The 24,794-nt window shown below is 66.3% G+C and carries 22 protein-coding genes, 1 tRNA gene and 1 other RNA gene; 11 read left to right on the top strand and 13 right to left on the bottom strand.

Features of this window, described 5'->3' with window-relative positions; genetic code table 11:
- Positions 1-186 precede the first annotated feature (186 nt).
- The 3 genes from ACFRAQ_RS24680 to ACFRAQ_RS24670 all read right to left on the bottom strand — a co-directional run bounded on the left by ACFRAQ_RS24680 (position 187) and on the right by ACFRAQ_RS24670 (position 2,440).
- Positions 187-906 (bottom strand): hypothetical protein, encoded by a 720-nt coding sequence (locus ACFRAQ_RS24680; protein WP_379103401.1) that lies wholly within the window; start codon positions 904-906, stop codon positions 187-189.
- A gap of 155 nt (positions 907-1,061) precedes the next feature.
- On the bottom strand, positions 1,062-1,760 hold the full coding sequence (locus tag ACFRAQ_RS24675; protein WP_379103399.1) for a hypothetical protein: 699 nt from the start codon (positions 1,758-1,760) through the stop codon (positions 1,062-1,064).
- A 116-nt stretch (positions 1,761-1,876) separates the two neighbouring features.
- A complete protein-coding gene (locus ACFRAQ_RS24670; RefSeq protein WP_379103780.1) occupies positions 1,877-2,440 on the bottom strand; it encodes an HhH-GPD-type base excision DNA repair protein in 564 nt (187 codons plus the stop codon).
- Positions 2,441-2,539: 99 nt separating this feature from the next.
- Between ACFRAQ_RS24670 and ACFRAQ_RS24665 the strand changes: the two genes are divergently transcribed.
- Positions 2,540-3,358, top strand: a complete 819-nt coding sequence (locus tag ACFRAQ_RS24665; RefSeq protein WP_379103397.1) for a methyltransferase domain-containing protein — start codon at positions 2,540-2,542, stop codon at positions 3,356-3,358.
- 55 nt (positions 3,359-3,413) lie between these two features.
- Here ACFRAQ_RS24665 and ACFRAQ_RS24660 read toward each other — a convergent pair whose 3' ends face one another.
- Complete coding sequence (locus ACFRAQ_RS24660) at positions 3,414-4,703, bottom strand: aminotransferase class I/II-fold pyridoxal phosphate-dependent enzyme (RefSeq protein ID WP_379103395.1); 1,290 nt, start codon at positions 4,701-4,703, stop codon at positions 3,414-3,416.
- 138 nt (positions 4,704-4,841) lie between these two features.
- Positions 4,842-4,936: signal recognition particle sRNA small type (ffs, locus tag ACFRAQ_RS24655), an RNA gene on the bottom strand.
- Between the two features lie 100 nt (positions 4,937-5,036).
- On the opposite strand from ffs, the gene ACFRAQ_RS24650 reads away from it, so the two are divergent.
- From ACFRAQ_RS24650 to ACFRAQ_RS24635, 4 genes are all read left to right on the top strand, one after another.
- The gene (locus ACFRAQ_RS24650) at positions 5,037-6,077 is read left to right on the top strand and encodes a hypothetical protein (protein WP_379103393.1); all 1,041 of its coding nucleotides are present in this window, start codon (positions 5,037-5,039) and stop codon (positions 6,075-6,077) included.
- Between the two features lie 54 nt (positions 6,078-6,131).
- A tRNA-Ser gene (locus ACFRAQ_RS24645) sits at positions 6,132-6,217 on the top strand.
- A 664-nt stretch (positions 6,218-6,881) separates the two neighbouring features.
- Positions 6,882-7,694 carry a DUF2637 domain-containing protein gene (locus ACFRAQ_RS24640; RefSeq protein ID WP_379103391.1) on the top strand — a complete coding sequence of 271 codons (813 nt, stop codon included), beginning with the start codon at positions 6,882-6,884 and terminating at the stop codon, positions 7,692-7,694.
- 28 nt (positions 7,695-7,722) lie between these two features.
- Positions 7,723-8,148 (top strand): hypothetical protein, encoded by a 426-nt coding sequence (locus tag ACFRAQ_RS24635; protein WP_379103389.1) that lies wholly within the window; start codon positions 7,723-7,725, stop codon positions 8,146-8,148.
- Positions 8,149-8,217: 69 nt separating this feature from the next.
- Here ACFRAQ_RS24635 and ACFRAQ_RS24630 read toward each other — a convergent pair whose 3' ends face one another.
- Positions 8,218-9,627, bottom strand: a complete 1,410-nt coding sequence (locus tag ACFRAQ_RS24630; protein WP_379103387.1) for a WS/DGAT domain-containing protein — start codon at positions 9,625-9,627, stop codon at positions 8,218-8,220.
- Between the two features lie 97 nt (positions 9,628-9,724).
- Here ACFRAQ_RS24630 and ACFRAQ_RS24625 point away from each other — a divergent pair, with 97 nt between their 5' ends.
- Positions 9,725-11,380, top strand: a complete 1,656-nt coding sequence (locus tag ACFRAQ_RS24625) for a cytochrome bc complex cytochrome b subunit (protein WP_379103385.1) — start codon at positions 9,725-9,727, stop codon at positions 11,378-11,380.
- Between the two features lie 111 nt (positions 11,381-11,491).
- Here the strand turns inward: ACFRAQ_RS24625 and ACFRAQ_RS24620 are convergent, their stop codons facing one another.
- A complete protein-coding gene (locus tag ACFRAQ_RS24620) occupies positions 11,492-11,701 on the bottom strand; it encodes a DUF397 domain-containing protein (RefSeq protein ID WP_379103383.1) in 210 nt (69 codons plus the stop codon).
- A 381-nt stretch (positions 11,702-12,082) separates the two neighbouring features.
- On the opposite strand from ACFRAQ_RS24620, the gene ACFRAQ_RS24615 reads away from it, so the two are divergent.
- From ACFRAQ_RS24615 to ACFRAQ_RS24605, 3 genes are all read left to right on the top strand, one after another.
- Entirely contained in the window at positions 12,083-12,580 is a 498-nt protein-coding gene (locus ACFRAQ_RS24615) for a DUF309 domain-containing protein (protein WP_379103381.1), read from the top strand.
- A gap of 97 nt (positions 12,581-12,677) precedes the next feature.
- A complete protein-coding gene (gluQRS, locus tag ACFRAQ_RS24610) occupies positions 12,678-13,637 on the top strand; it encodes a tRNA glutamyl-Q(34) synthetase GluQRS (protein WP_379103379.1) in 960 nt (319 codons plus the stop codon).
- A gap of 50 nt (positions 13,638-13,687) precedes the next feature.
- Positions 13,688-14,458, top strand: a complete 771-nt coding sequence (locus ACFRAQ_RS24605; RefSeq protein WP_379103377.1) for an RDD family protein — start codon at positions 13,688-13,690, stop codon at positions 14,456-14,458.
- A 96-nt stretch (positions 14,459-14,554) separates the two neighbouring features.
- On the opposite strand, the gene ACFRAQ_RS24600 is transcribed toward ACFRAQ_RS24605, so the two are convergent.
- Positions 14,555-15,115 (bottom strand): DUF4190 domain-containing protein, encoded by a 561-nt coding sequence (locus ACFRAQ_RS24600; RefSeq protein WP_379103375.1) that lies wholly within the window; start codon positions 15,113-15,115, stop codon positions 14,555-14,557.
- Positions 15,116-15,179: 64 nt separating this feature from the next.
- Between ACFRAQ_RS24600 and ACFRAQ_RS24595 the strand changes: the two genes are divergently transcribed.
- The gene (locus ACFRAQ_RS24595) at positions 15,180-15,950 is read left to right on the top strand and encodes a queuosine precursor transporter (RefSeq protein WP_379103371.1); all 771 of its coding nucleotides are present in this window, start codon (positions 15,180-15,182) and stop codon (positions 15,948-15,950) included.
- Positions 15,951-15,992: 42 nt separating this feature from the next.
- Here the strand turns inward: ACFRAQ_RS24595 and tgt are convergent, their stop codons facing one another.
- The 5 genes from tgt to ACFRAQ_RS24570 all read right to left on the bottom strand — a co-directional run bounded on the left by tgt (position 15,993) and on the right by ACFRAQ_RS24570 (position 22,231).
- Positions 15,993-17,243 (bottom strand): tRNA guanosine(34) transglycosylase Tgt, encoded by a 1,251-nt coding sequence (tgt, locus tag ACFRAQ_RS24590; protein WP_379103369.1) that lies wholly within the window; start codon positions 17,241-17,243, stop codon positions 15,993-15,995.
- A 102-nt stretch (positions 17,244-17,345) separates the two neighbouring features.
- Positions 17,346-19,310, bottom strand: coding sequence for an ABC transporter ATP-binding protein (locus ACFRAQ_RS24585; RefSeq protein WP_379103367.1), 1,965 nt, complete (start codon positions 19,308-19,310; stop codon positions 17,346-17,348).
- Positions 19,307-21,040: an ABC transporter ATP-binding protein gene (locus ACFRAQ_RS24580; protein ID WP_379103364.1), complete on the bottom strand. Its 1,734-nt coding sequence runs from the start codon at positions 21,038-21,040 to the stop codon at positions 19,307-19,309. The genes ACFRAQ_RS24585 and ACFRAQ_RS24580 overlap by 4 nt, the downstream gene beginning before the upstream one ends.
- 27 nt (positions 21,041-21,067) lie before the next feature.
- On the bottom strand, positions 21,068-21,607 hold the full coding sequence (locus ACFRAQ_RS24575) for an RrF2 family transcriptional regulator (RefSeq protein WP_379103362.1): 540 nt from the start codon (positions 21,605-21,607) through the stop codon (positions 21,068-21,070).
- Between the two features lie 36 nt (positions 21,608-21,643).
- A complete protein-coding gene (locus tag ACFRAQ_RS24570; RefSeq protein ID WP_379103360.1) occupies positions 21,644-22,231 on the bottom strand; it encodes a TetR/AcrR family transcriptional regulator in 588 nt (195 codons plus the stop codon).
- A gap of 218 nt (positions 22,232-22,449) precedes the next feature.
- Here ACFRAQ_RS24570 and ACFRAQ_RS24565 point away from each other — a divergent pair, with 218 nt between their 5' ends.
- Complete coding sequence (locus ACFRAQ_RS24565) at positions 22,450-24,777, top strand: MMPL family transporter (RefSeq protein ID WP_379103358.1); 2,328 nt, start codon at positions 22,450-22,452, stop codon at positions 24,775-24,777.
- Positions 24,778-24,794: the final 17 nt, after the last annotated feature.

Genomic DNA, 24,794 nt, shown 5'->3' with positions numbered 1-24,794 from the left:
GGCAGTCCGCGTAGTTGGACCGCATGATCGAAACGGGCCGACGCGAACGAAATATGTCGCACGGGTGCTCAGACGGTGAACACTCCCGAATTGCGAAACCCGCCCGGCCGAATGACCGAGCGGGCTGTCCCGATGAGGTGATCGCTGATGCCTGTTGCGCCCCTTGCTCTTAACTCGGACCGAGTATTACTTGGCCGGAGCCGGAGCGGTGATGTGCGGCTGGTTGATGGTGGTGAAGTACTGGATCGCGGCGGCGATGGCGACCGGCGCGGTGATCAGCAGCTGACCCGCGATGGTGCCCAGGAAGCCGACGGTGGCCGCACCCACGAGGCAGCCGATGACCGGGCCGGCGCCGAACAGGGCGGCCAGCGGAGCCGAGGCCAGACCGGCGACGCCGAAGCCGAGGACGCAGCCGACGGCCGCGGCGCCCAGGCCACCGACCAGGGTCGCCACGGTGGCGCCCAGGGAGATGGTGTCCTTCATGCGGTTCCAGGCGGCCTGCTCACGGTCGTAGTCCGACTTCCACGGAGCCTGGTCCTCGTAGGGGAGGGCGACATCCTTGGCGACCGGCGCGTAGGTGGCGTGGTCCATGTCGTACTGCGGGGTCAGGGTCGCGGTGTGGTCCGAGATCTCCGCGGCGATCGGGAACTCGAAATCGTCCACGCGCACCTTCAGCGGCATGCCGGCGACGACATTGCCGTTGGCGGCCTTGATGACGAAGTTGCCGTTCTCGACGACCATGGAACCGGCATCCGTGCGGATGATGGTGTTGGTCTCGGAGTTGGTGGCGGTGTAGTTGATCACGCCGTTGTTATCGGCGGCGGGCGCGGCGTTCACGGTGCCGGCGGTGACGCCCAGAGCGGCGATGACCAGCGCGGAAACCGCGGTGAAGTTCTTGAGACGCATGTGTTCGAAAATCCCTCTTGAGATGAGCAGTGCGCCCCGGGAAACAAGGTCAGGCGTGTCCCCGGGGCCCAGTGATGGAAACCGGCCTTCACAAACGCCACATGGCAGTGGGGTTCCAGCGCGGTGAACCTTTGCCCATCGGTTGCCGAAAATGCCTACTTGGGCGCGGAAAACGGCTGGTTGATAGTCGTGAAGTACTGCACCGCAGCCGCAATCGCGATCGGTGCGGTGACGAACAACTGACCGCCGATCGTGCCCAGGAAGCCGACCGTGCTGGCTCCGATCAAGCAACCCGCCAGCGGTCCGACGCCGAACAGCGTGGCCAGCGGGGCCGTCGCCGTCGCGAAGGCGACGCCGCCCAGGACGCAGCCGAGCGCCGCGCCGCCGAGGCCGCCGACCACGGTGCCGATGGTCGCGCCTGCGGAGATGGTGCTGGTCAGGCGGTTCCAGGCGGCCAGCTCACGGTCGTACTGGGTCTTCCACGGCGCCTGATCCTCGTAGGGCAGCGCGACCGGCTTGTACACCGCGTGCGCCAGATCGGCCTGCGGCGTCAGGGTGGCGGTGCGGTCGCTGATCTGCGCCGCGATCGGGAACTCGAAATCGTCGATCCGGAACTTCAATTCGGTGCCGGCGACGGTGGTTCCATTCGCCGCCTTGACCTTCAGCGCACCGTCCTCGACGACCAGCGAGCCGGCGTCGGTGCTGACCACCGTGTTGCCCTGCTCGGTGACCTGGGACGTGTAGTTGATCGTGCCGTCGTCGGCCTTGGCCGGACCGGCGTACGCGGTGCCGGCGGTGACCCCCGTCGCCGCGACCAGCAATGCCGCGATCCCGGCGAATTCCCTCATCTTCATTTTCTTTACTGCTTCCACTGCCGAGAACTGAACTGTCGGCGGCAAGCATCTGTGAACCCCCTGTGAAACTGGAGGTTAAAAACCAGCTTGATTCGATGCCGTGGAAGTGAGGGAGATTACTTCGCCTTGGCCTGCTTCTTGAATTCCCGCACCTGGGTGAGGGATTCGGCGTCGGTGACGTCGGCGACCGAGCGGCGGGAGCCGTCCTCGCCGTACGCGCCGGCCGCCTCGCGCCAGCCGGCGGCGGCCAGACCACGCTGTTTGCCCAGCAGGGCGAGGAAGATCCGGGCCTTCTGGTCACCGAAGCCGGGCAGTTTCTTGAGCCGCTTCAGGACTTCCTTGCCGTCCGGATCGCCGTCGGTCCACAGACCCGCGGTATTGCCGCCGTAGTTGTCCAGAATGTACTGGGCCAGCTCCTGGACCCGTCGTCCCATGGAACGGCCGTAGCGGTGAATGGCCGGCGGGGTGGCGGCCAGCTCCTCGAATTCCGCGGGATCGGCGGCGGCGATCCGATGGATATCGAATCCGCCCATGCGGTCGGCCAGTTTCCACGGCCCACGGAATGCGTGTTCCATCGGAAACTGCTGATCGAGCATCATCCCGACCAACAGGGCGAAATCATCGGTCGAAAGCAGCTCGTCGGCATCGGATTCCTGCGCAATACACAGCGTGCGGCTCACCATGCATCGATCATCCCATTCATCTTGCGTTGCGGTGACGCGGGTCACGACTAGGCTCGGCATATGCCCGACACCATGGCTAATTCTTCAGTGCGAACCGTGCCGCAACCTGGTGCGGACTCAGGACTGCGACCGGACCGCTTCGACCGTGACGGACAGGACCAGCTCGTCGACGTCCACGATCTACAGGCAGCGCTGCCGGGTATCCGGCGCCTGCGGACCTGGGCCCACGAGGCCCTGGCCACCCGCCCCGGCGAGAGCGCCGTCGACATCGGCTCCGGCACCGGGTCGGAGGTGCTGACCCTGGCCGAGCTGGTCGGGCCGACCGGCACCGCGCTCGGCGTCGAACCCGACCCGAACCTGCTGGCCGCCGCCGAACGCCGCGCCGCCCAGGCCGGCTCCACCGCCACCTTCGTCAGCGGCGACGCCTACGGCCTGCCCGTCGGCAGCGAGAGCTTCGACGTGGCCCTGTGTGAACGCGTTTTCCAGCACCTCACCGCTCCTGCCCGCGCGGTCGGGGAGATCGCCCGCGTGCTGCGGCCCGGCGGCCGGGTCGTGGTGATGGACACCGACTGGGGCTCGGCCATCGTGCACCCGGGCGACCGGCACGTGGTGCACGAGGTGATCGAGACCATGATCGCGGGCACCACCAACCCGTTCGCGGGCCGCCGCCTGTCGGGGCAGCTGGCCGCGGCCGGACTGGTCGTCGACGACATCGGCTCGCACGCCCTGATCCAGGACCGCAGCGTCGGGGCGGGCGCACTGGTCGCCCGGGTCGCGGATCGGGCGGTGGCGCGGGGCGCGATCAGCGAGCCCCAGCGCGATCGGTTGCTCGCCGACCTGGAGGCCGGCGCCGCCAGCGGCGACATCCACCTGTCGGTGACCATCTTCGCGGTGCTGGCGCACAAGCCGAACTGACCGAGAACGCAAGCGGCGCGCACCCTTCCGGGTACGCGCCGCTTTTTCGTCGGCTCTACAGGCTCATGAGCTTTTCGGAGGCGGCCAGGAGGACGCAGGTGGCCAGGCCGTCCATCGCCTTCTCCAGTTCACCGAGGGACGGGAAGCTGGGCGCGATGCGAATGTTCTTGTCCTCCGGGTCCTTTCCGTACGGGTAGGACGAACCTGCCGGGGTGAGCGCGATGCCCGCGTCCTTGGCCAGCGCCACCACCTTGCTGGCGGTGCCCTCCAGCACGTCGAGGCTGATGAAGTAGCCGCCCTTGGGCTCGGTCCAGGACGCGACCTTCGACGCGCCCAGCCGGTCCTCCAGAATCCGCAGCACCAGTTTGAATTTCGGCTCCAGGACTGCCCGGTGCTTCTGCATGTGCTCCCGTACGCCCTCGGCGTCGCCGAAGAAGCGCAGGTGCCGCAGCTGGTTCACCTTGTCCGGGCCGATGGTCTTCTTGCCCAGGTGCTTCAGGTACCACTCCACATTCGCGGTGGAGGAGCCGAAGAAGCTGACGCCCGAACCCGCGAAGGTGATCTTCGAGGTGGAGGCCAGCACGAACGGGCGGTTCGGGTTGCCGGCCGCGGCGGCCATACCCAGCACGTCGAGCACCGGCTCGGCGGTGTCGGTGAGCGGGTGCACCGCGTAGGCGTTGTCCCAGAACAGGCGGAAGTCCGGAGCCGCGGTCGGCATCGAAACCAGTTCGCGGGTAACGGCTTCGGAGAACGTGACGCCGGTCGGGTTGGAATAGTTGGGCACCGCCCACAGACCCTTGATGCTGGGGTCGGACGCGACCAGCTCCGCGATCAGGTGGGTGTCGGGGCCGTCGTTCTTCATCGGGATCGGGATCATCTCGAAGCCGAGCGACTCGGTGATCGCGAAGTGCCGGTCGTAACCCGGTACCGGGCACAGGAACTTGAGCACCGGCTCGTCCGCCCAGCGGCGCTCCGAATCCGCGGTGCCGTACAGCATGGCGAACACCAGCAGGTCGTGCATCATCTCCAGGCTGGCGTTGTTGCCGGCCAGCAGATTCGACACGGGGATGCCGAGCAGTTCGCCGAAGATCGCGCGCAGCTCCGGCAGGCCGTGCAGGCCACCGTAATTGCGGACGTCGGTGCCGTTGGCGTCACGGTAGTCGGCGGCGCCCGGCAGCTCGAGGAGTCCCTGCGAGAGGTCCAGCTGCTCGGGCGAGGGCTTACCCCTCGTAATGTCCAGCGTCAGCTTCTCGGTCTTGAGCTTCGCGTAGTTCGCGGTCTGCGTCTCGTGTTCCGTCACGAGTTCCGCATGGCTCATCAAACCGAATTGCGTCTGCCGAGGCATCTGAGCGCCCTTCCAATGGCGTGGGATATGTCCAGGGTTACGCGCACCGCGAACCCAACCGCCCAGGTTACTAGGCGGCGTATCCGATTCGGCAGGGATATCTGTACTTCCGTCACCCGCACGACCGGGCCGGAAAAAGAAAGGGGACCCAGCGCACCCGGCAGAGCCCGTTGACCCTTGCTGCCTTCCGGCCCTGGGGGAGTTCACAGGATGCGCGCCGCGCTGGATCCGTCGGCCAGTGTAGCGGCTCACCGCGCCCGCCGCCGCCCGGGGTCGATACGATGCCTGCGATATGCGGGGTCGCCCGCGATTTTCCGGAGGGGTAGAGACGATATGACGAGTTCCGATCCAGGAGCCGGTGCGCCGCACGATCCGCAGAAAGCCCAGGAGACCGCGCAATGGTGGGCCACCGCGCCCGCCGCCGGGGAGGGCCAGCCGGTTCAGGGTGCGGACCCGACGATGCTCAACTACGCCGCCGGCGGCATGCCCCCGTACACGCCACCCGCACAGCCCCTTCCGACCGGGCAGTCCGCGCCCGGCTACCCGCAGCAGCCGATGCCCGGCTACCCGCAGCCCATGACCGACGCCTACGGCCAGCCGCTGTCCGGCGGCTTCCCGCAGCAGCAGTTCGCCCAGCCCCCGGTCCCGCCGCCGGGCCAGGGGGGCTACGGCTATCCGGCGCAGCCGCCGCGCTCAGGCGGCAACAAGACCGGTTGGATCATCGGCGGGGTGATCGGCCTGGTGGTGATCGTCGGCGCGGTGATCGGCGTGGTCGCGCTCAGCGGCAGCGACAGCCCGTCGCCGCTGGGCGGGGACAAGAAGAAGGTCGCCGGGAAGTACTCCATGGAGGGCATCACCAACGGCTGCACCGTGATCGATACCTCGGTGCTCAACAAGTGGGCCGCCAACTCCAAGGGCACCCCCGAGCACTCCGAGACCAAGCCCACCGACTACTCGGGCGGCCGCTTCGACTGCCGGGCCGGCAACGAGGAAACCTCCAAGACCGACAAGTACGCGATCGCCAACACCGCCGACCTCACCCTCAACGTCTCGCTGCTGAGCGGCTCGTCGAGCGCCTACAACCGCCCCGAATACGACATCTGGAAGACCAGCGACACCGGCACCACCGGCAGCGGCCGCACCGCCGGTGACGTGAACGGCATCGGCGAGGCCGGCTACTGGGCGGCCAAGGTCGACGACTACTCCTCGTTCACCACCACCGACTACACGGTCGCGGTCAAGGACGACAACGCCTCGGTGAAGGTCAACATCCGCCTGCGCATGGGCAAGGGCCAGAGCGTCAGCAAGGACGAGATCGCCCAGGTATGCAAGGAGCAGGCCCAGAAAGCGCTCAACAATCTGAAGAAGAAGTAGCCGCCGACCACTGCATTTGCTTCTACCAGGGGTGTACCCGGTATATTGCTCGGCGGAGGATTCGCCTAGTGGCCTATGGCGCTCGCCTGGAACGCGGGTTGGGTTAACAGCCCTCAGGGGTTCAAATCCCCTATCCTCCGCTTCGAAGGCCCCGGCCGGACTCAGTCCGGCCGGGGCCTTCCGCATATCCGGGCCCGATCCGGCTCGGCGCGATGCGCAGGCCACCTCATCCAGGACGGATTCCAGCGGGTCCAGATAGCGGCGAAACGGACCGGTCCACCCCCGAGCTCGAGGTCGGCGAGGCCGAGGTCGACGCTGGCGATGAGGCTGTGACCCGAGACTCGTTCGGGAGGCCGGTCGATCATGGTGTTAGCTACGTCACGATTCTGACGCCGCCGGTCGATGCGATCTCTCCGGACTCGGTTGAGAAGTGGATCAGCTCGGGTGGTCGGGTCGAGCGCCACAGGCCCATGTCGATCCGGTCGATGTCTCGTCCGACGAGACCGGCCGATCGCCGATGCCGAGACGTTCGATGCCGAACGTCGTGTGGGTCATGGTGCCGCAATCGTCTGGGAGCGTTCGCTTTTGGATGGTGACATTACGGATATTCACCACGAAACACCCATAGACTGATGATTACAGCACTTCAGAACAATGTGGCCAGTCGTGACATGTTGCGGTAGAGGGGATTTCAGGCAATAGTTCGCCAATTCCAATGGCCGCAGATAAGAACTCGGGACCCTACCGCATCTGAAAACAAGACGATGCGCAATCGACGACCAACTGCGCGGTACCCTCGCCGCCATGGTGACGATGACTACCGCAGGATCTACGAATGGCGAAGTGCGAGTATCCCCGTCACGCGGGACGGGAGGCACTCTCCGTCGACTGAGTTCGTTCAGACCCCGGCTGGCCCATGCTTCGCTGTTGGTGACGTCAGTGGTGGCAGTCAAGTCATTTCAGATGTCTTTTGCGGCGTTGCACCAACTCTCGGTGCGTAATCTGGTTCCGCCCGATCTCGCCTCGAATGTGCCGATCGCCATCGATGGCTTGGTGATCGCCTCGATCATCGCCACGGCCGCATTCCGGCAATGGAGCGTCGGCTGGTGGTACTCGACCGCCTTGTTCGCTCTCTCGACCCTCGTCTCGATCGCTGGGAATATCCAGTACGCCCACGAGATCGGCGGCAGCGTTGTGCCGATGTGCCTCTACGCCGGCATGCCGCTGACAATGCTGTTCGCCGTGCACCTCACATTGATGCTCTGGGAACGCGGCAAGCAGGTCGCGGCGGAACACGCGGCCGAGCTGGAGGCCTCCGACCTCGAGCACGAGATCGAGGTGCCCGAGCTCGAGGATGAGCTCGAGGACGTAGTCGGCGCGGCCGAGCACGACGAACCGGAGTCCGCACCCGAGCTCTACGATGCGGCGTTCGACTGGGCGGAGACGGGGCGCGCCAAGGACCCCTATCCCGCGGCTCAGCCGAGGCTCTACCCACTGGAATCCGCGGCACCCGGATATTCCCTGGGGCAGACCACCGGCATCAGCACCCAGCCCAGGCCCGTCCCGCTGGATGCCGACGAACGGCGCCAGTTCTACATGACCGCTGCGCAAATGTAGTGCCCCACCGACCCTTCTGGAGCGAAGTATGGCGATGAACATGTGGCAGGACCAGGGAGTAGATCAGTTCCGGGAGATCGCAATCCGGCTGGCTTCGATCATCCAGAACAGTCTGGATCGATCGGGTGCGATGACTCAGTTCACCGAAGCATTCGGTAACGTCGAATCATTCACCGATCTGATGATCGACTACTCCGGTCGGTGGTTCAGCGAGACGGGCGGGCGCTCGACATTGATGGGACCCGAAATGTTCTGGATGTTGTCGGAACCCGCACCGCGCCGCAACCCGGCGGTCGGTATGCGAATCCAGGACGTCGGTGGCGAATCCGAAGGCCATTCCGGCCATCGCGCGCGAAAACTATTGTTGATCTGTGTTTTCGAAGCACTCACCCATACCCAGTGGGGTGCACCCGATAGCTTGTCCGAGCATCCGCTGATCAACGGAATGGTGTAACTCTCCACCGAACTCCGCATCGAAGGCCCCCGCCGGACTCGGTCCGCCGGGGGCTTTCGCATTCGCGGTTCAGCGCAATGCGCGCGCGACCTCGTCCAGAGCGGATTCCAGCAGCTCCGAGTAGCGGTCCGGATCCGGGATCACGGCGGGGTCGGCGTGCACGGAGACGGTGACGGTGTCGCCGAGACCGGTGACGCCGTGGGTGACGTGCATGACCGCGCCCAGGGCCGGGAATCCCGCGGTGAAACGCACCGCACCGCCACCGAACTCGAGATCCGCGGGACCGCGGTCGACGCTGGAAACCACGGTGTGACCCGAAACTCGTTCGGGGAGTAGATCGATCGGCACCTTGGCTACATCGCGGTGGAGGATCGGCGCGGGCAGGACTGCGGTCACCGCGTCCGGCGCGTACTGGAGGGGGTGGGCGGCGCGGGTGCGGCGGGCGGTCAGGTCGGCGGCGATGCGGTCGGCGCGGGCGCGCGGCAGGGGTTCGGCGAGGGACAGATCGACCGAGAGGTCGCGGTAGGCATTGCGGGCGGGACGGCCCGGCCCGTCGGTTCCGGGCGCGGCGACCGCCATGGGCACCTGGGCGCGGAGTTCGGCGACGGCCGCGTCGTGGTCACGGAGATAGCGTTCGAGAGCGAAGGAGATGGCGGTGAGGGCTACCACCGTGACCGAATGGTCCGGGGTGCGCAGGCGGGTCTTGTCGCACACCAGCATGCGCACGATATGCGTTTCCGGGGGTGCGCCGGTGCCGTTCAGGAGGGTCGGTTCGACATCGAAGGCCGGGGGCGGGAGTTCCCCGGCGGCGGTGAGATCCGCCAGGCCGCGCTGGGCGCGGACGGCGGCCAGGCCGCGAATCACGGTGCGCGCCATGCCGATCGGGATGGCGGGCAGAGCGAGAGCCGTGGCGGAGGCGCTGGTCGCCGCGTCGCGCAGGCGGCGGGGCAGGGAACGGAGGAGGAACGGGGCCGAAGGACGCGGCACGGATGCCGTCGGAACGCCGCCCGCACCGAAGAGCGCGCGGGCGATGGCGGCGGCGCGACGCCCGTCGGCCAGGGCGTGGGACAGCTGCAGCACCGCTACCAGGGCGGACTCCCCGCCAGCGAATCCCGGGACGTCCCGGACGTTCCGGAAGACATGCAGTCGCCAGGGGCGTTCATTCGCCCGCACACCGGTGCCGAGCAGGGTGCCGAGTTCGTCGGTGAGCGTCGCCCAGGTGGCGTCGCCGAGATCGTGGTCGGTGAACTGATCGGTGGTGAATTCGCAAGTCGCCCACATCGGATACGCAATATTCGCGGGAGCGTCCAGCACGTGGACCAGCAAATCCGGGATGTGGACCACCCGGTTCGCGACGGCCGTCCGCAGCCGCTCGGCATCGCACCCCGTGTCGGTGAAGCAGTAGAGCAGAAACAGATCGTTACGGGTGCGCGCGGACAGCCAGTACATGGTGGCGTCCCGGGCGGCCAGGGAATTCACCCGACGACCATAACGAAAACCCGATGCGCTGCGGAGACGGTAGTGCTACCGTTTGTAGTAGAAGCACTGGCACTGTCCCGGGGGCGGGGTGACCGCTATGGCAACCACCAACAAGATCGCCGGTCGACTTGGGAAACAAGCCGATGAGATGGATCAGCGGTACCAGGGTGCCGCATTCCTGAAACGATCGATCAACAAGGTATTTCCGACTCACTGGTCGTTCCTGCTCGGTGAAATCGCGCTGTACAGCTTCATCATCCTGCTGCTCTCCGGCGTCTATTTGACCTTGTATTTCGACCCCTCCATGGGTGACGTCACCTACAACGGCTCCTATCAGCCGCTGCGCGGGGTCACCATGTCGCGGGCCTACGAGACCGCGCTCAACCTCTCGTTCGACGTACGCGGCGGATTGTTCGTACGCCAGGTGCACCACTGGGCCGCGCTGCTGTTCACCGCGTCGATGATCGTTCACATGTGCCGGGTCTTCTTCACCGGCGCCTTCCGCAAACCCCGCGAGGCCAACTGGGTCATCGGCGCGCTGCTGTTGATCATGGCCATGTTCGAGGGCTTCTTCGGCTACTCACTGCCCGACGACCTGCTCTCCGGCACCGGCCTGCGCGCCGCCTTCGCCGGGATCACCCTGGGCAGTCCGGTCATCGGCACCTGGCTGCACTGGCTCATGTTCGGCGGAGACTTCCCCGGCACCATCATCATTCCGCGCCTCTACATCGCGCACGTGCTGCTGCTGCCCGGAATCATGCTGGCGCTCATCGTCGTTCACATCGCGCTGGTCTGGTATCAGAAGCACACCCAGTACCCGGGGCCCGGACGCAGCGAGAAGAACGTCATCGGCACCCGCATCGTGCCGGTCTTCTCGCTGGACCAGGGCGCGTTCTTCGCCTTCACCCTGGGCGCGCTCGCGCTCATGGGCGGACTGCTGCAGATCAATCCGATCTGGAATCTGGGGCCCTACAACCCTTCCCAGGTCTCGGCCGGCACCCAACCCGACTTCTACATGATGTGGACCGACGGGTTCCTGCGCCTGTTCCCGGCCTGGGAGGCGTACCCGTTCGGGCACACCATCCCCGGCGCGTTCTCGGTGGCGCTGTTCATGCCGCTGATCTTCACGCTGATCATCGCCTACCCGTGGATCGAGAAGCGGCTCACCGGCGATCGGGCCCGGCACAACCTGCTGCAGCGCCCGCGCGACGTCCCGGTGCGCACCGCCATCGGGGCCATGTCGCTGAGCTTCTACCTGATCCTCACCTTGGCCTGCGTCAACGACATCATCGCCTTCAAGTTCGACATCTCGCTCAACGCCACCACCTGGGCCTTCCGCATCGGCCTGCTGACCGTCCCGGCGCTGGCCTACGCCGCGGCCTACCGGCTGTGCATCGGACTACAGCGCGCCGACCGCAGCGTGCTCGAGCACGGCATCGAAACCGGTGTGGTGCGGCGACTTCCGCACGGCGAGTACATCGAAGTGCACCAGCCGCTGGGCCCGGTCGACGAGCACGACCATCCGATTCCCCTGGAGTATCAGGGCGCCCGCGTCCCCCGGAAGATGAACCAACTCGGCCTCGCGGGGCGTCCCGGCACAGGCGCGTTCTTCTGGGCCGATCCCCCGGAGGAACGCGAACTCAACGCCGCCAACGACCACGCGGCCGAGCACGCCCAGCTGGCGGTACTGCGGCGGGCGCAGGAGAACGCCGCGGGCAACGGGCACTCCGGCAACGGGCAGCGCTCCACCTGACCGCTCCGCTGCGACGGCCTTCAGCAAAAGTGAAGCCCCCGAGTCTCCGGGACTCGGGGGCTTCTCGTTTCTCCCGGTGGGGCCGCGGCAGGCCACCCGCAGGCTGTGCGATCAGGCCCGCTTGAACTCTCCGTCGGAAACGCCCGCTACGAAGGCATCCCACTCGCCCGGCGTGAAAGCCAGGATCGGCCCGGTGCCGCGGTCCTTGGTGTCCCGGACCGCGACATTGCCGTCGCGGAGAAAAGCGACCTCCACGCAGTTGCCGTTGGGGCCGCTGTGTTTGCTCTTGCGCCAAACAGCGCCGGTGAAATCCACCTTCACGGTACTAGCTCCTTTTCTGCGTCAAGCTTGGAATCCTGCTGGCATCGATCTTGGCGACCGCGGGATCGCTCGAAATCACGAATCCTCGGGGCCGCCGTAGATCGCACGCAAACGCTCCGTACAACCTATCTCTGCACGTCACGACGGGAATGCGCCCCCGATGGCCGTTCCCGCGCTAAACCCTAGCAGGGTTCGTCATTAGGAGATCGCATTCTTTCGTTTTCAATCAGCAAATTTGCGGCAAGGTTAGCCAGCAAATTATTTGCAAGAAATTAGCCCCAGTTTGAGGCTATTGAATTTCAAACATGAGAATTCCTTCGCTCACGCCTCGGGTACCCCGGGTGGACCGGCGCACGCGGGGCATGGGGAATCATGGGGACCATGCCCCAGCAGTCACCGGAGGACGCCGGACGGGACCGTGACGACGACGGCCGTGCCCGGAATGCCCGTCCTCGTGACCGTTTTGGGCGACCTCTCCCGTTCGGTAGCCCCGGCATTCCCCGCATTCCCGATGACCTGGACCTGCCGCCGGCCGAAACCCTCGACTATGCCCAACGTCTGCTGGACGAGGGCCTGGCTTTCAACGCGCACGAGGTACTGGAGGCCGCCTGGAAGAACGGCCCGTTCGCGGAGAAGTCGCTATGGCAGGGCCTCGCGCAATTTGCCGTTGGACTCACCCACATTCAGCGGGGAAACCCCAAGGGAGCGCGCACTCTGCTGGAACGGGCGTCCGAACGCCTCTCCGCCTACGGATCCGCGCCCTACGGCATCGACTCGCCCGGCCTGGTGGACCGTGCGCATACCTTGCTCATGGCCATTGAGCAGGGAAAACCCATCTCCGACACGGACCTTCGAGCTCGGCTCACAATCCCCCACTGAATTCGCAATCCCCTTGTCCCGCCGCACTCGATGTGCGCACCGGCGAGAAAGGAAGGGTCGGCCGCGCTGCGAAGGATGCGAACTACCATCGACAGACATGCCGACCGACCCCGCCCCAGCAACGGCCGCCCACCCCGGGCGGCGGACCGGGGCCGGTCGCTTCGCGCCCAGCCCGTCCGGCGATCTACATCTGGGCAACCTCCGCACCGCACTGCTGGCCTGGCTCTTCGCCCGCTCCACCGGACGCGAATTCCTCATGCGGGTGGAGGATCTGGACCGCGTCAAAAAGGGCGCGGCCGAACGACAACTCGAGGACCTGGCCGCCATCGGCCTGGACTGGGACCCGCCGGTGGTGTGGCAGTCGCAGCGCCTCGCCCTCCACGAGACGGCCATCGCACGCCTCACCGAGGCGGACCTGACCTACGAGTGTTTCTGCACGCGTGGGGAAATACAGCAGGCGGTGACCGCGCCGCACGGCCCGATGGGCGCGTACCCCGGCAACTGCCGCAACCTCACCGAGCAGGAGAAGCAGCGTCGGCGTGACGAGGGCCGCCCCGCCGCGCTGCGCCTGCGCGCCGACCGCACCGAATTCACCGTCACCGACCTCCTGCTCGGCGAATACCGCGGCGCCGTGGACGATCTGGTGCTGCGGCGCGGCGACGGCACCCCCGCCTACAACCTCGCCGTCGTGGTGGACGACGCCGACCAGGGCATCGACCAGGTGGTGCGCGGCGACGACCTGCTGCCCTCCACGCCGCGGCAGGCGTATCTGGCCACCTTGCTCGGCCTGCCCGTCCCCGCATACGCCCACGTCCCGTTGGTGCTCAACACCTCCGGGCAACGGCTCGCCAAGCGCGATGGGGCGGTCACCCTGCGCGATCGGACAGCCCTCGGCGAATCCCCGCGACACGTGCTGAGCGCGCTCGCGGCGTCGCTCGGCTACGAAGGCGCAATCACGCCGGCCGATGTCCTGGAACGATTCCGGCCGGAAAACCTCCCCAAAGAACCCTGGAGACTCGACCCCGACGGGTTGTTGCAACCCAGCTGGTGTCCGTAACGTACGCACTCGACCAGATCCCGAACGAAATCGACGAGGACGGCGGAACAATGACGAGCGGTGGGTACGACCCCAACCAGTATCCGGGCGGCCAGCCGTACGGGCAGCCGCAGCAGCCTTACGGCCAGCCGCAGCAGCCACAGCAGCCGTACGGTCAGCAGCAGCCCTACGGGCAGTCCGACCCCTACGGCCAGCAGCCGCAGCAGCCTTACGGCCAGCAGCCCTACGGGCAGCAGCCCGACCCGTACGGCCAGCAGCAACAGCAGCCGCCGCAGTACGGCCAGCAGCCGCAGCAGCCGTTCGGTCAGTCCGACGCCTACGGCCAGCAGCAGCCGTACGGCCAGCCTGCCTACCAGCCCTACCCGGACGGCGGCCAGCCCGGTTTCGGCGGCGGTTTCGGCGGCTCGCAGCCCGGTGACCTGTGGACCCGCTTCGCGGCCCGCATCATCGACGGCCTGATCATCGGCATTCCGGCGGGCATCATCCAGGCGGTGCTGCCCAGCAGCATCGCGTGGCTGTGGAGCGTGCTGGTCCCGGTCATCTACTTCGGCTACTTCATCTTCATGGAGACCCAGCAGGGCGGCCAGACGCTGGGCAAGAAGATCCTGAACCTGCGGGTCGTCGGTCCCGGCGGCGCGCCGCTGGACCCGGCCACCTCCGCCAAGCGCAACCTGTTCATGATCGTGCAGCTGGTCCCGTGCCTGGGCACGCTGGTCGGCCTCGGCATGGCGATCTACATCGCCATCACCATCGAGCAGAGCCCGACCAAGCAGGGCTGGCACGACCAGTTCGCCGGCGGCACCCAGGTGCTGAAGGGCTGAGGCTCTTCCCTCCGCTGAACGCAATGGGGCGCATCCTCTCCGGATGCGCCCCATTGTCATTGGTGCGCCACATCATTCGCGCACCGCTCCGGTCGCTCAGCTGGAGCCCGTCGCGCTGGCGATGAGAAAGATCAGGAACCCGCCCAGCCCCAGCACCGTCCCGGCCGCACCGACCCAGATGCCGCCGAGCGCCAGGCCGCGGCCCTGCTGCCCGTTCGTCTTGAGCTGGTTGAACGCGACGATCCCCAGCACCAGTCCGACGATCGAGACCACCGGTAGGAAGGCGCAGAAGAACATGGCCGGGATGCCGATGATCGACACCACCAGCGACGCGATGGCCAGCGAACTGGTCTGCTGTGTCGGCGCCGCGTACCCGTAGGGCTGATAGCCCGGGTAGCCGCCGTAGCCCGGGGGCTGCGGCGTGGGCTGCTGACCCGCGCCCGGATAGCCCGGCGTCGGATTCGCCTGTGGCGGCGGATAGCTCGGATACACCGGCTGCGGCGGCGGGGTCAGCGGCGGCTGCTGATACTGCGGCGCGGAGGTGTAGCCGGGCGGAGGCGGCGTCGATTGCTGCGGCGCCGCGGGCGGAGTCTCGGGCGTGACGCCCTCACCGCCGTACTGCTTCCACCACTCGTCGGAATCGCCAGGATTCGTCATTCGTCCAGCCTAGGGCACCCCAGCTATCCATACCCCGCGGTCGAGGCAGGGGATACTTTCGAGCGTGAGTGATATCGAAACGGTCGAAACCGACCGATCTGGACACCCCACGCCGCAACACGCCGCATTCGCGGACGCGGCGGGGGGATATTTCACGCCGGTGGCGGTGGCCTTCACCGCTGTCCTGCTGATTTCCAACGTGTGCGTCGCCAAGGGCGTCCAGTTCTTCTCCGGACAGCATTTCTCCCTGGGCCCGCTGACCATCCTGCCGATCACCATGGACGGCGCGTTCTTCCTCTTCCCGATCGCCTACGTCATCGGCGACATCCTCAGCGAGGTGTACGGCTTCCGGGCCACCCGCCGCACCGTCTACTACGGGTTCGCGGCGCTGCTGCTGATGATCGTCTGCTTCCAGATCGTCATCAAACTGCCCACCGGTGACCTGCAGCAGAACTCGACCTCCTTCGGGGACGTGCTCGGCAATACCCCGCAGCTGGCGCTGGCCGGGATCACCGGCTACTTCGTGGGCCAGTTCCTGAACTCCAGCACGCTGGTGCTGATCAAGGAGCGCACCAAGGAGAAGCATCTGTGGGCGCGACTGCTCGGCTCCACCGTCGCGGGCGAGTTCGGTGACACGCTCGTGTTCTGCTCGATCGCGGCGACCGCCATCGGCATCAATACCTGGGGCGACTTCGTCAACTACGTGATCGTCGGCTTCCTCTGGAAGACCCTCGTCGAGGTGTGCGTGCTGCCGATCAGCTACCGCTGCATCGCCTTCCTGAAGAAGCGCGAACCCTCCTACCGACCGCGCGAGCGATCGGCCATCTACGAGTGACGCGGACCGACCTTCCGAAGCTCGCGGCCGTGTCGAATTCCCTTATTGCCCAGGGGCTTTGATGCGGCCGCGCCAGCGGCCCAGGAATTCCGCCTGATATTCGTCGAAGTAGCCGCCGTCGATGCTCTCGCGGACGCGGTCCACCAGACGCACCGTGAATCGCTCGTTGTGGATGGTGCACAACGTCGAGGCGAGCATCTCCTTCGCCTTGAACAGGTGATGGATGTAGGCGCGTGTGTAGTGCGCGCAGGTGTAGCAGTCGCAGGTCTCGTCGATGGGCGTGAAGTCGCGCTTGAACCGGGCGGTATTGAGATTGAACCGGCCCTCGTCGGTGTACAGCGCCGCATTGCGCGCCACGCGTGAGGGATTCACACAGTCGAAGGTGTCCGCGCCGTTCTCCACCGCGGTGAAGATGTCCTCCGGCTCGCTGATGCCGAGCAGGTGCCGGGGCTTGCCCTCGGGCAGTTCGTCGCAGCACCAGCCGACGATGGTGCCCAGATTGTGCTTCTCCAGCGCCCCGCCGATGCCGTAACCGTCGAATCCCGTTCCGGCCGCGCCCCGCAACTCCTCGAGGTCGCGACAGGCCTTGCGGCGCAGGTCTTCGTACTGCGCGCCCTGGATCACGCCGAACAGCGCCTGATACGGCCGATGCGGGCGCGCCTCGGTGAGCCGCTCGTGCTCGTCGAGGCAGCGTTTGGCCCACAGCCGCGTACGCTCCAGCGATTCCTCCTGGTAGCCACGGGTGTTCATGAGCGTGGTGAGCTCGTCGAAGGCCATCATGACGTCCGCGCCCAGCTGATGCTGGATGCCCATCGACACCTCGGGGGTGAACCGGTGCTTGGAGCCGTCCAGGTGGGAGCGGAAGGTGACGCCGTCATCGTCGACGTGCGCCAGCCGCTCCTTGCCCTTGGCGATCACGTCGTCGTCCTGCACGCCGACCGATTCCATGGCCAGCACCTTCTTGAAGCCGACACCCAGCGACATGACCTGGAAGCCGCCGGAGTCGGTGAACGTCGGGCCGTGCCAGTTCATGAACTCCGCCACGCCCCCGGCCTCGTCCACGATGTCCGGGCCGGGCTGCAGGTAGAGGTGGTAGGCGTTGGCCAGCAGCGCCTGCGAGCCGAGTTCCTTCATGGTCTCCGGCAGTACGGCCTTGACCGTGGCCTTGGTCCCGACGGGAATGAAGGCGGGTGTCGCAATATCGCCATGTGGCGTGCTGATCACACCGGTCCTGCCGTGCCGCCCTTCCAGGCGGGCACCGACCTTGAACGAGAACTCGGAGGCAGCAGACACCGAGCTATCCTCTCACTTCGTCAGCCGAGTGATTTTCTTCGCTCCACGAAAGTGGCCCGGCCCACACACCGTCGTGTGCGGGCCAGGCCATTGGAGCGAGGGTCATTTGGTGAGGACGACCGCGTCCGGCTCCGGATCATCCACATTGTTGCCCTCGCCGTCGGTGATGGCGGCGGCGAACTGGGCGTTGTAGAGCCGGTGGTAGAAGCCGCGGGCGGCGAGCAGTTTCTCGTGCGTGCCCTGCTCGACGATCTTGCCCTTCTCCATCACCACGATGGTGTCGGCGTCGCGGATCGTCGAAAGCCGGTGCGCGATCACGAAACTCGTGCGATCCCGGCGCAGCGCCGCCATGGCGTGCTGCACCAGCAGCTCGGTGCGGGTGTCGACCGAGCTGGTCGCCTCGTCCAGGATCAGGATGGATGGCTTGGCAAGGAACGCGCGGGCGATCGTGATGAGCTGCTTCTCACCGGCGCTGACGCCGGAGCCCTCCTCGTCGATGACCGTGTCGTAGCCCATCGGGAGCGCGTGCACGAACCGGTCCACGTAGGCGGCGCGGGCGGCCTCGAGGATGTCCTCCTCGGAGGCGTTCGGATTGCCGTAGGCGATGTTCTCGCGGATGGTGCCGCCGAACAGCCAGGTGTCCTGCAGCACCATGCCCATGCGCGAGCGCAGGTGGTCTCGGGTGATGGCGGTGATGTCGACGCCGTCGATGGTGATGGCGCCGGTATCCACCTCGTAGAACCGCATGAGCAGGTTGACCAGGGTGGTCTTGCCCGCACCGGTCGGCCCGACGATGGCCACCACGTGCCCGGGCTCGGCGACCAGCGAGAGGTTCTCGATGACCGGGGTCTCCGGCTCGTAGCGGAAGGACACGTCCTCGAACGCGACCCGCCCGCGCTCCAGCGGCCGCGAGTCCTCCGGATCCGGGTCCGGCGACTGCTCCTCGGCGTCGAGGATCTCGAAGATCCGTTCCGCCGACGCCACACCCGACTGCAGCAGGTTCATCATCGAACCGATCTGGGTGAGCGGCTGGGTGAATCCGCGCGAGTACTGGATGAACGCCTGCACCTCGCCCAGCGACAGCTGACCCGACGCCACCCGCAGACCACCGACCACGGCGATCAGCACGTAGTTCAGGTTCCCGAGGAACATGATGGCGGGCATGATCAGCCCGGAGATGAACTGCGACTTGAACGAGGAGTCGTAGAGCTTCTCGTTGGTCTCGTCGAACTTCTCCCCCACCTCGCGCACGCGACCGAAGGCGCTGACCACCTCGTGGCCGGTGAAGGCCTCCTCGACCTGAGCGTTCACCTCGCCGGTGAACTTCCACTGGTCCACGAAGTGCGGCTTGGAGCGCTTGGCGATCTGCGCGGTCACGATGACCGCCAGCGGCACGGTGAGCAGCGCGATCAGGGCCAGGATCCAGGAGATCCAGAACATCATGATCAGGATGCCGATCACCGACAGCACGTTGATGATCAGCTGCGACATGGTCTGCTGCAGCGTCTGTGCCACATTGTCGACGTCATTGGTGACGCGCGAGAGCACGTCGCCGCGCGGCATGGAGTCGAAGTAGCGCAGCGGCAGCCGGTGGATCTTCTCCTCGATCTGCGCGCGCATCCGCTTCACGGTGCGGTTGAGCACCACGATCAGCAGCTGCGCCTGCAGCCAGCCGAACAGCGCGGAACCGATGTAGAGCGCCAGCACCCAGGCCAGCACCTGCCCCACGGCGGTGAAATCGATTCCGGTGCCGGGGATCACGTCCATGCTGGCGAGCATGTCGGCGAAGGTGGTGTTGCCGCCCGCGCGCAGGCCCTCGACCAGTTCGTCCTTGCTCTGCCCGGCGGGCAGCTGCTTGCCGACCACGCCGTCGAAGATGAGGTTGGTGGCCTTGCCGAGGATCTGCGGACCCAGGGTGTTGAGCACCACCGAGCCGACCGCCAGCACGAACACCACGATCAGATAGGCCCGATCCGGCGCGAGCATGCGCAGCAGGCGCTTGAGCGACGGGCCGAAGGATTTCGCCTTCGCATCCGGCGCACCGGGATTGGGGGCTCCGGGCCTCATCGCACCTCCTCCGCGCTGAACTGCGATTCCACGATCTCGCGGTATTCGTTGCAGTCGAGCAGCAACTGGTCGTGGGTGCCGATGCCGGCCATCGCGCCGTCCTCCAGCACCACGATCTGATCGGCGTCACGGATGGTCGAGATCCGTTGCGCCACAATGATGACCGACGCGTTGACGGTCTCCGGCTTCAGGGCCTCGCGCACCCGCATGTCGGTGGCGACGTCCAGGGCGGAGAAGCAGTCGTCGAACAGGTAGATGCGCGGCTTGCGCACCAGCGCGCGGGCGATCGCCAGACGCTGTCGCTGCCCGCCGGAGACGGTCGTACCGCCTTGCGCCACAGGTGTTTCCAGGCCCTGCGGCATCTCGCGCACGAAGTCGGCGGCCTGCGCGATCTCCAGCGCGTGCCAGAGTTCCTCATCGGTGGCGTCCGGCTTACCGTAGCGCAGATTCGAGGCCACGGTGCCGGAGAACAGGTACGCCTTCTGCGGGACCAGGCCGATCTCGGTGCGCAGCGTCTCCAGTTGCAGCTCCCGGACATCGGTGCCGCCCACGTGGACCGCGCCGTCGGTGACGTCGATCAGCCGCGGGATCAGGTTGATCAGGGTGGTCTTGCCCGCGCCGGTCGCGCCGACGATGGCGGTGGTGGTACCCGGCTCCGTCTGGAAGCGGATGGCTTTCAGCACCGGCTTCTCCGCGCCCGGGAACTTGAACTCGGCGAACCGCAGGTCCACCTTGCCCGGGTCGTCCGTGAACGCCTGCGGCAGCCGCGGCTCCGACACCGAGGACTCGGTGTCGAGAACGGCGCTGATCCGCTCGGCCGAGACCGCGGCGCGCGGGGCCATCATGGCCAGGAAGGAGGCCATCATGACCGCCATCAGGATCTGCATGATGTAGGCCAGCATCGCGGTGAGCGTGCCGATCTGCATGTCCCCGTTGTCGATCGAGTGGCCGCCGAACCAGATGACGCCGACCGTGGTGACGTTCGAGATCAGCATGACCATCGGGAACATCAGGGCCATGTACTTACCGACATAGAGCGACTGCTCGGTCAGCTCGCTGTTCGCGACACCGAACCGCCAGGTCTCCTGACGTTCCCGCACGAACGCCCGCACCACACGGATACCGGTGATCTGCTCGCGCAGCACCCGGTTCACCGCGTCGATGCGGTCCTGCATGCGCCGGAAGCCGGGCACCATACGGGTGATGATGAAGCCCATCGACAGCGCCAGCGCGGGCACCGCGATCAACAGCAGCCACGACAGCTGCATGCTCTCGCGCAACGCCATGAAGATGCCGCCGATGCACATGATCGGGGCCATCACCAGGATGGTCGCGCTCATCAGCACCAGCAGCTGTACCTGGCCGATGTCATTGGTATTGCGGGTGATCAGCGACGGCGCGCCGAACACGCCGACCTCCCGCGCGGAGAAGGTGCCCACCCGGTGCAGCAGGGCCGCGCGCATATCGCGGCCCGCGCCCATTGCGGCCTGGGCGCCCAGATAGACCGAGGCGGCCTGGGCGACGATCTGGATGGCGGTCACCAGCAGCATCCAGCCGCCGGTGGACCAGATGTAGCCGATATCGCCCTTGGTGACACCCCGGTCGATGATGTCGGCGTTCAGAGTGGGCAGATACAGCATGGCGATGACCGAGATCAGCTGGAGCACGACGACCCCCGCCAACTGATTGCGGTAGGGCCGCATGGAGGTGCGTAGAAGTCGGATCAACATGATGCTTGGCAGGCTACCGCCATCTGCCTAGATGTCGGGTTGATCCAGATCACGCCACTCGCCCGCGGTGGGCTGGGCGGGTGTGGTCGCGACCGCGCCACCCGCCGGGCGGGGGCGGCGGGTCCAGGCGTCCGGGTCGTGCAGCAGTTCGTCCAGGAAGGACGGGAGCAGGTCATGGGCGATATCGGCGATGGTGACACGCTCGAGCACGGAACGGATGTTCACCCGCAGCCCGATCCACACCCGCTGCAGCGGTTCGGCCGCGCCCGTGTAGCTGACGTCCTCCGGCCGCTGTCCGCGCACCGAGGCCAGCGGGCCCTCCACGGCGCGAATCACATTCGCGATGCTGATCTCGGCGGCCGGGCGGGCCAGCCGGTAACCGCCGTCCGGACCGCGGCGGCTGATCACCAGATCGCCCTTGCGTAGATCCGCGACCACCGATTCCAGCACCTTCGGCGGAATGTCCTGGGCGGCGACGATCGCGTCGGCCTTCACCGAATCCGGTTGCCCCTTCGCGATTTCGACGAGGGTGCGCACCGCGTAATCGACCTTCGCGGTGATGTGCACGGAAACTCCTGATATCGGACCGGTGGTGTGAAAACCCTATCGCGCTGGATACAGCACACCGAGTGCGGCATTCAGCAAGGTCGTCTCGACGTGGTCGACATCCATGTCCGGGACGATCTCCTGGGTCATCATCGCGGTGCTGAGCACCTGCATGGTCGCGGCGGCGCGCAACAGGGTGTCGGCGTCCGGATCGGGTCCCGCCATCCACCGGCACATGCGGTGATGCAACTCGATCATGTCGGGGTAGCGATTGCCGAGCGCGTTGACGATGGCGACCGTGTCGCGCATGCACAGCGCGCCCACCTGACGGTTGGCCAGGGTGGAGTGCAGACGCTCGCGAATCACCGCTCGGACGTTGTCGGGAGTTGCGGGCAGGTTGTCGAGGCTCGCGACCTGATCCCGCACTTCGTCGAACATCGGCTCGATGATCGCGACCAGAAGATCGACCTTCGAGGCATAGTGATAGTAGAGCGAGGCTTTTGTGATTCCCACCGCATCGGCGACCTCGCGCAAACTGCTGTGGTCGAACCCTTTGCTGGCGAATAACTGCAGAGCGGCGTCACGGATCGCGTCTTTAGTGCTTCTACCTGCGACAACGGTCCCGGAACCGTTCTGGCCACCCATGCTTTCATCCTCTCACCCGTGCTCTGAATGCGATCAACGCCACCTAGAGTCGAGGTTGTTCCTCCGCTTAACTCCTCGGTAGTCTACCTACCGCACGGTAGGCAGATTTCGTTTCGTGAAGGCGGGGAGCCGACAGCTCCCGGCGGCAGTGTTGTCTACGCGCTCGCACACCAGCACCCCTGTTCAGCCCGCACAAACCATCGCCCAGGAGACCCCTCGTGTCCGTATACCTCTATCGGTGGGGAAAGTTCGCCTTCCGCCGTAAATGGATCGTCATCGCGGCGTGGGTCGCCGCGTTGTTCGTGATCGGCGGTGTCGGCGGTTCCCTGGCCAAGCCGTTCCAGGACTCCTTCACCATGCCGGACCTGCCATCCGAGCGGGCCACCACGATCCTCGACGAACATTTCCCGGGCGCCTCCGCCGGCTTCGACCAGAATGCCGTCAACGGCACCTATGTGATCGCCGCGCCGAACGGTCAGAAGCTGACCGATCCCGGCAACGCGGCCGCGCTGCAGGCCTTCGTCACCAAGCTCGGTGAACTCAACATCATCGACAAGACCGCGCCGCTGATGAACCCGGTCGACATCACCAAGAAGATCGGTGAGCGCGCTGGAATCGACTGCCTCGCCGCCGACCGCTCCAACCCTGCCTTCGCCGCGAACTGCTCGAGCGCACCGCTGAACGTGCTGAACGAAGCGCACCCGGACTCGGTCGCGACCATGCAGGTCAAGTACACGATCCCGAAGTACTCCGACCTCACCGCGGCAGACCGTGAAGCCGCCTACAAGGTCGGTGACGACGCGCGCGCGGCCGGCCTGCAGGTCGAACTCATCGGTTCCATCACCCAGGATCCGGGCGGCTCCAGCGGCGCCTCGGAGATGATCGGCATCGCGGTGGCCCTGGTGGTCATGGTGATCGCGTTCGGCGCGATCGTGGCGGCCTTCGTGCCGATCCTCACCGCGCTGGTCGGTGTCGGCACCGCCATCTCCGTCATCATGTTCGGCACCCACTGGCTGACCGTGCCGACCTTCACCCCGATCCTGGCCTCCATGATCGGCCTGGCGCTGTCCATCGACTACGCCATGTTCATCGTCTCCCGGTACAAACACGAACTGGCCGTGTCGAATTCGCCGGAGGAGGCCGCGGGCACCGCGGTCGGCACCGCGGGCTCGGCCGTCATCTTCGCCGGTCTGACCGTCATCATCGCGCTGGCGGGTCTCACCTTCGTCCGGGTCAGCTTCCTCACCTCGATGGGTATCTTCGGCGCCGTCTCCGCGGCCATGGCGGTGCTGGTGGCCGTCACCCTGATGCCCGCGCTCATGGGCGCGTTCGGCCGCTTCCTGTTCAAGCCGAAGCTGCCGCTGGTCGCCCAGCACGATCCGGAGGACGACTCGTCGGTCACCAACGGCCAGCGTTTCGCCCGTCTCATCGGCAAGGCGCCCGCGCTGACCCTCGGCATCTCCGTGGTGCTGCTCGGTCTGCTCGCCGCCCCCGCGGTGAATCTGCAGCTGGGTCTGCCCGGCGGCGACTCGATGCCGCACGACAGCACCATCCGCAAGGCGTACGACCTGCAGACCGAGGGCTTCGGCGAAGGCTCGAACGGCACGCTGATGGTGGTGGTCGACCTCAGCAAGACCCCGGAGAACCAGCGCACCGAGGCGCTGAACGCGTTGCGCGACAAGCTGGCCCACTACCCGGGCATGGACTACCTGACGGTGGCCCAGCACAGCCAGGACGGGCAGGCCGCCATGTTCATGGGCGTCCCGCACGCCGGACCGAACAACAAAGAGACCAAGGACCTGGTCAAGGACGCACGCAATGCCGAATCGGAGCTGAAGGCTCAGTACGGCATGGAGTACGGCATCACCGGTACGACCGCCATCTTCGCGGACGTCTCACAGGCGCTGCTGGTCAAGATCATCCCGTATCTGGCGATCGTGGCGGGCGCGGCATTCATCCTGCTGCTCTTGGTGTTCCGCTCCATCCTGGTGCCGCTGACCGCCGCGCTCGGCTTCCTGCTCTCCATGGCGGCCACCTTCGGCGCGACCGTGCTCATCTTCCAGGACGGCAAGTTCGGCCTGGTCGAACCGCACCCGCTGGTCAGCTTCCTGCCGATCATGTTGATCGGCTTGGTATTCGGTCTCGCCATGGACTACCAGGTGTTCCTGGTGACCCGCATGCGTGAGGAATACGTACACGGCAAGTCCGCCAAGGAAGCCATGATCAGCGGCTACCACCACGGCGCCCGCGTCGTGACCTCCGCGGCCATCATCATGATCTCGGTCTTCAGCGCATTCATGCTGCAGGACAATGTGGTGGCCAAGTCCATGGGCTTCGCCATGGCGGCGGGCGTCTTCTTCGACGCCTTCATCGTCCGCATGGTGCTCATCCCGTCGCTGCTCGCTCTGCTGGGCGACTCGGCGTGGTGGATCCCCAAGTGGCTGGACCGCATCCTCCCCGACATCGACGTGGAGGGCGCCAAGCTCACCGAGCTGAAGCAGTCCACCGTCCCCACCGAGACGAAGGAACACGCCACGATCGGCTGATCGACGCGTTGCACGCT

The sequence above is a fragment of the Nocardia sp. NPDC056611 genome (genome assembly GCF_042792755.1).
Taxonomy (GTDB): Bacteria; Actinomycetota; Actinomycetes; order Mycobacteriales; family Mycobacteriaceae; genus Nocardia.
Note: the sequence above shows the minus strand (reverse complement) of the source record. Positions and strands in the feature narration are given on the sequence as shown.

What these genes read in the sequence shown, in the direction of transcription:
- ACFRAQ_RS24680 (WP_379103401.1), bottom strand. Translation starts at nt 906, where the DNA reads ATGCGTCTCAAGAACTTCACCGCGGTTTCCGCGCTGGTCATCGCCGCT.
- ACFRAQ_RS24675 (WP_379103399.1), bottom strand. Translation starts at nt 1,760, where the DNA reads ATGAAGATGAGGGAATTCGCCGGGATCGCGGCATTGCTGGTCGCGGCG.
- ACFRAQ_RS24660 (WP_379103395.1), bottom strand. Translation starts at nt 4,703, where the DNA reads ATGCCTCGGCAGACGCAATTCGGTTTGATGAGCCATGCGGAACTCGTG.
- ACFRAQ_RS24650 (WP_379103393.1), top strand. Translation starts at nt 5,037, where the DNA reads ATGACGAGTTCCGATCCAGGAGCCGGTGCGCCGCACGATCCGCAGAAA.
- ACFRAQ_RS24640 (WP_379103391.1), top strand. Translation starts at nt 6,882, where the DNA reads ATGGTGACGATGACTACCGCAGGATCTACGAATGGCGAAGTGCGAGTA.
- ACFRAQ_RS24635 (WP_379103389.1), top strand. Translation starts at nt 7,723, where the DNA reads ATGGCGATGAACATGTGGCAGGACCAGGGAGTAGATCAGTTCCGGGAG.
- ACFRAQ_RS24625 (WP_379103385.1), top strand. Translation starts at nt 9,725, where the DNA reads ATGGCAACCACCAACAAGATCGCCGGTCGACTTGGGAAACAAGCCGAT.
- ACFRAQ_RS24615 (WP_379103381.1), top strand. Translation starts at nt 12,083, where the DNA reads ATGCCCCAGCAGTCACCGGAGGACGCCGGACGGGACCGTGACGACGAC.
- gluQRS (WP_379103379.1), top strand. Translation starts at nt 12,678, where the DNA reads ATGCCGACCGACCCCGCCCCAGCAACGGCCGCCCACCCCGGGCGGCGG.
- ACFRAQ_RS24605 (WP_379103377.1), top strand. Translation starts at nt 13,688, where the DNA reads ATGACGAGCGGTGGGTACGACCCCAACCAGTATCCGGGCGGCCAGCCG.
- ACFRAQ_RS24600 (WP_379103375.1), bottom strand. Translation starts at nt 15,115, where the DNA reads ATGACGAATCCTGGCGATTCCGACGAGTGGTGGAAGCAGTACGGCGGT.
- ACFRAQ_RS24585 (WP_379103367.1), bottom strand. Translation starts at nt 19,310, where the DNA reads ATGAGGCCCGGAGCCCCCAATCCCGGTGCGCCGGATGCGAAGGCGAAA.
- ACFRAQ_RS24580 (WP_379103364.1), bottom strand. Translation starts at nt 21,040, where the DNA reads ATGTTGATCCGACTTCTACGCACCTCCATGCGGCCCTACCGCAATCAG.
- ACFRAQ_RS24570 (WP_379103360.1), bottom strand. Translation starts at nt 22,231, where the DNA reads ATGGGTGGCCAGAACGGTTCCGGGACCGTTGTCGCAGGTAGAAGCACT.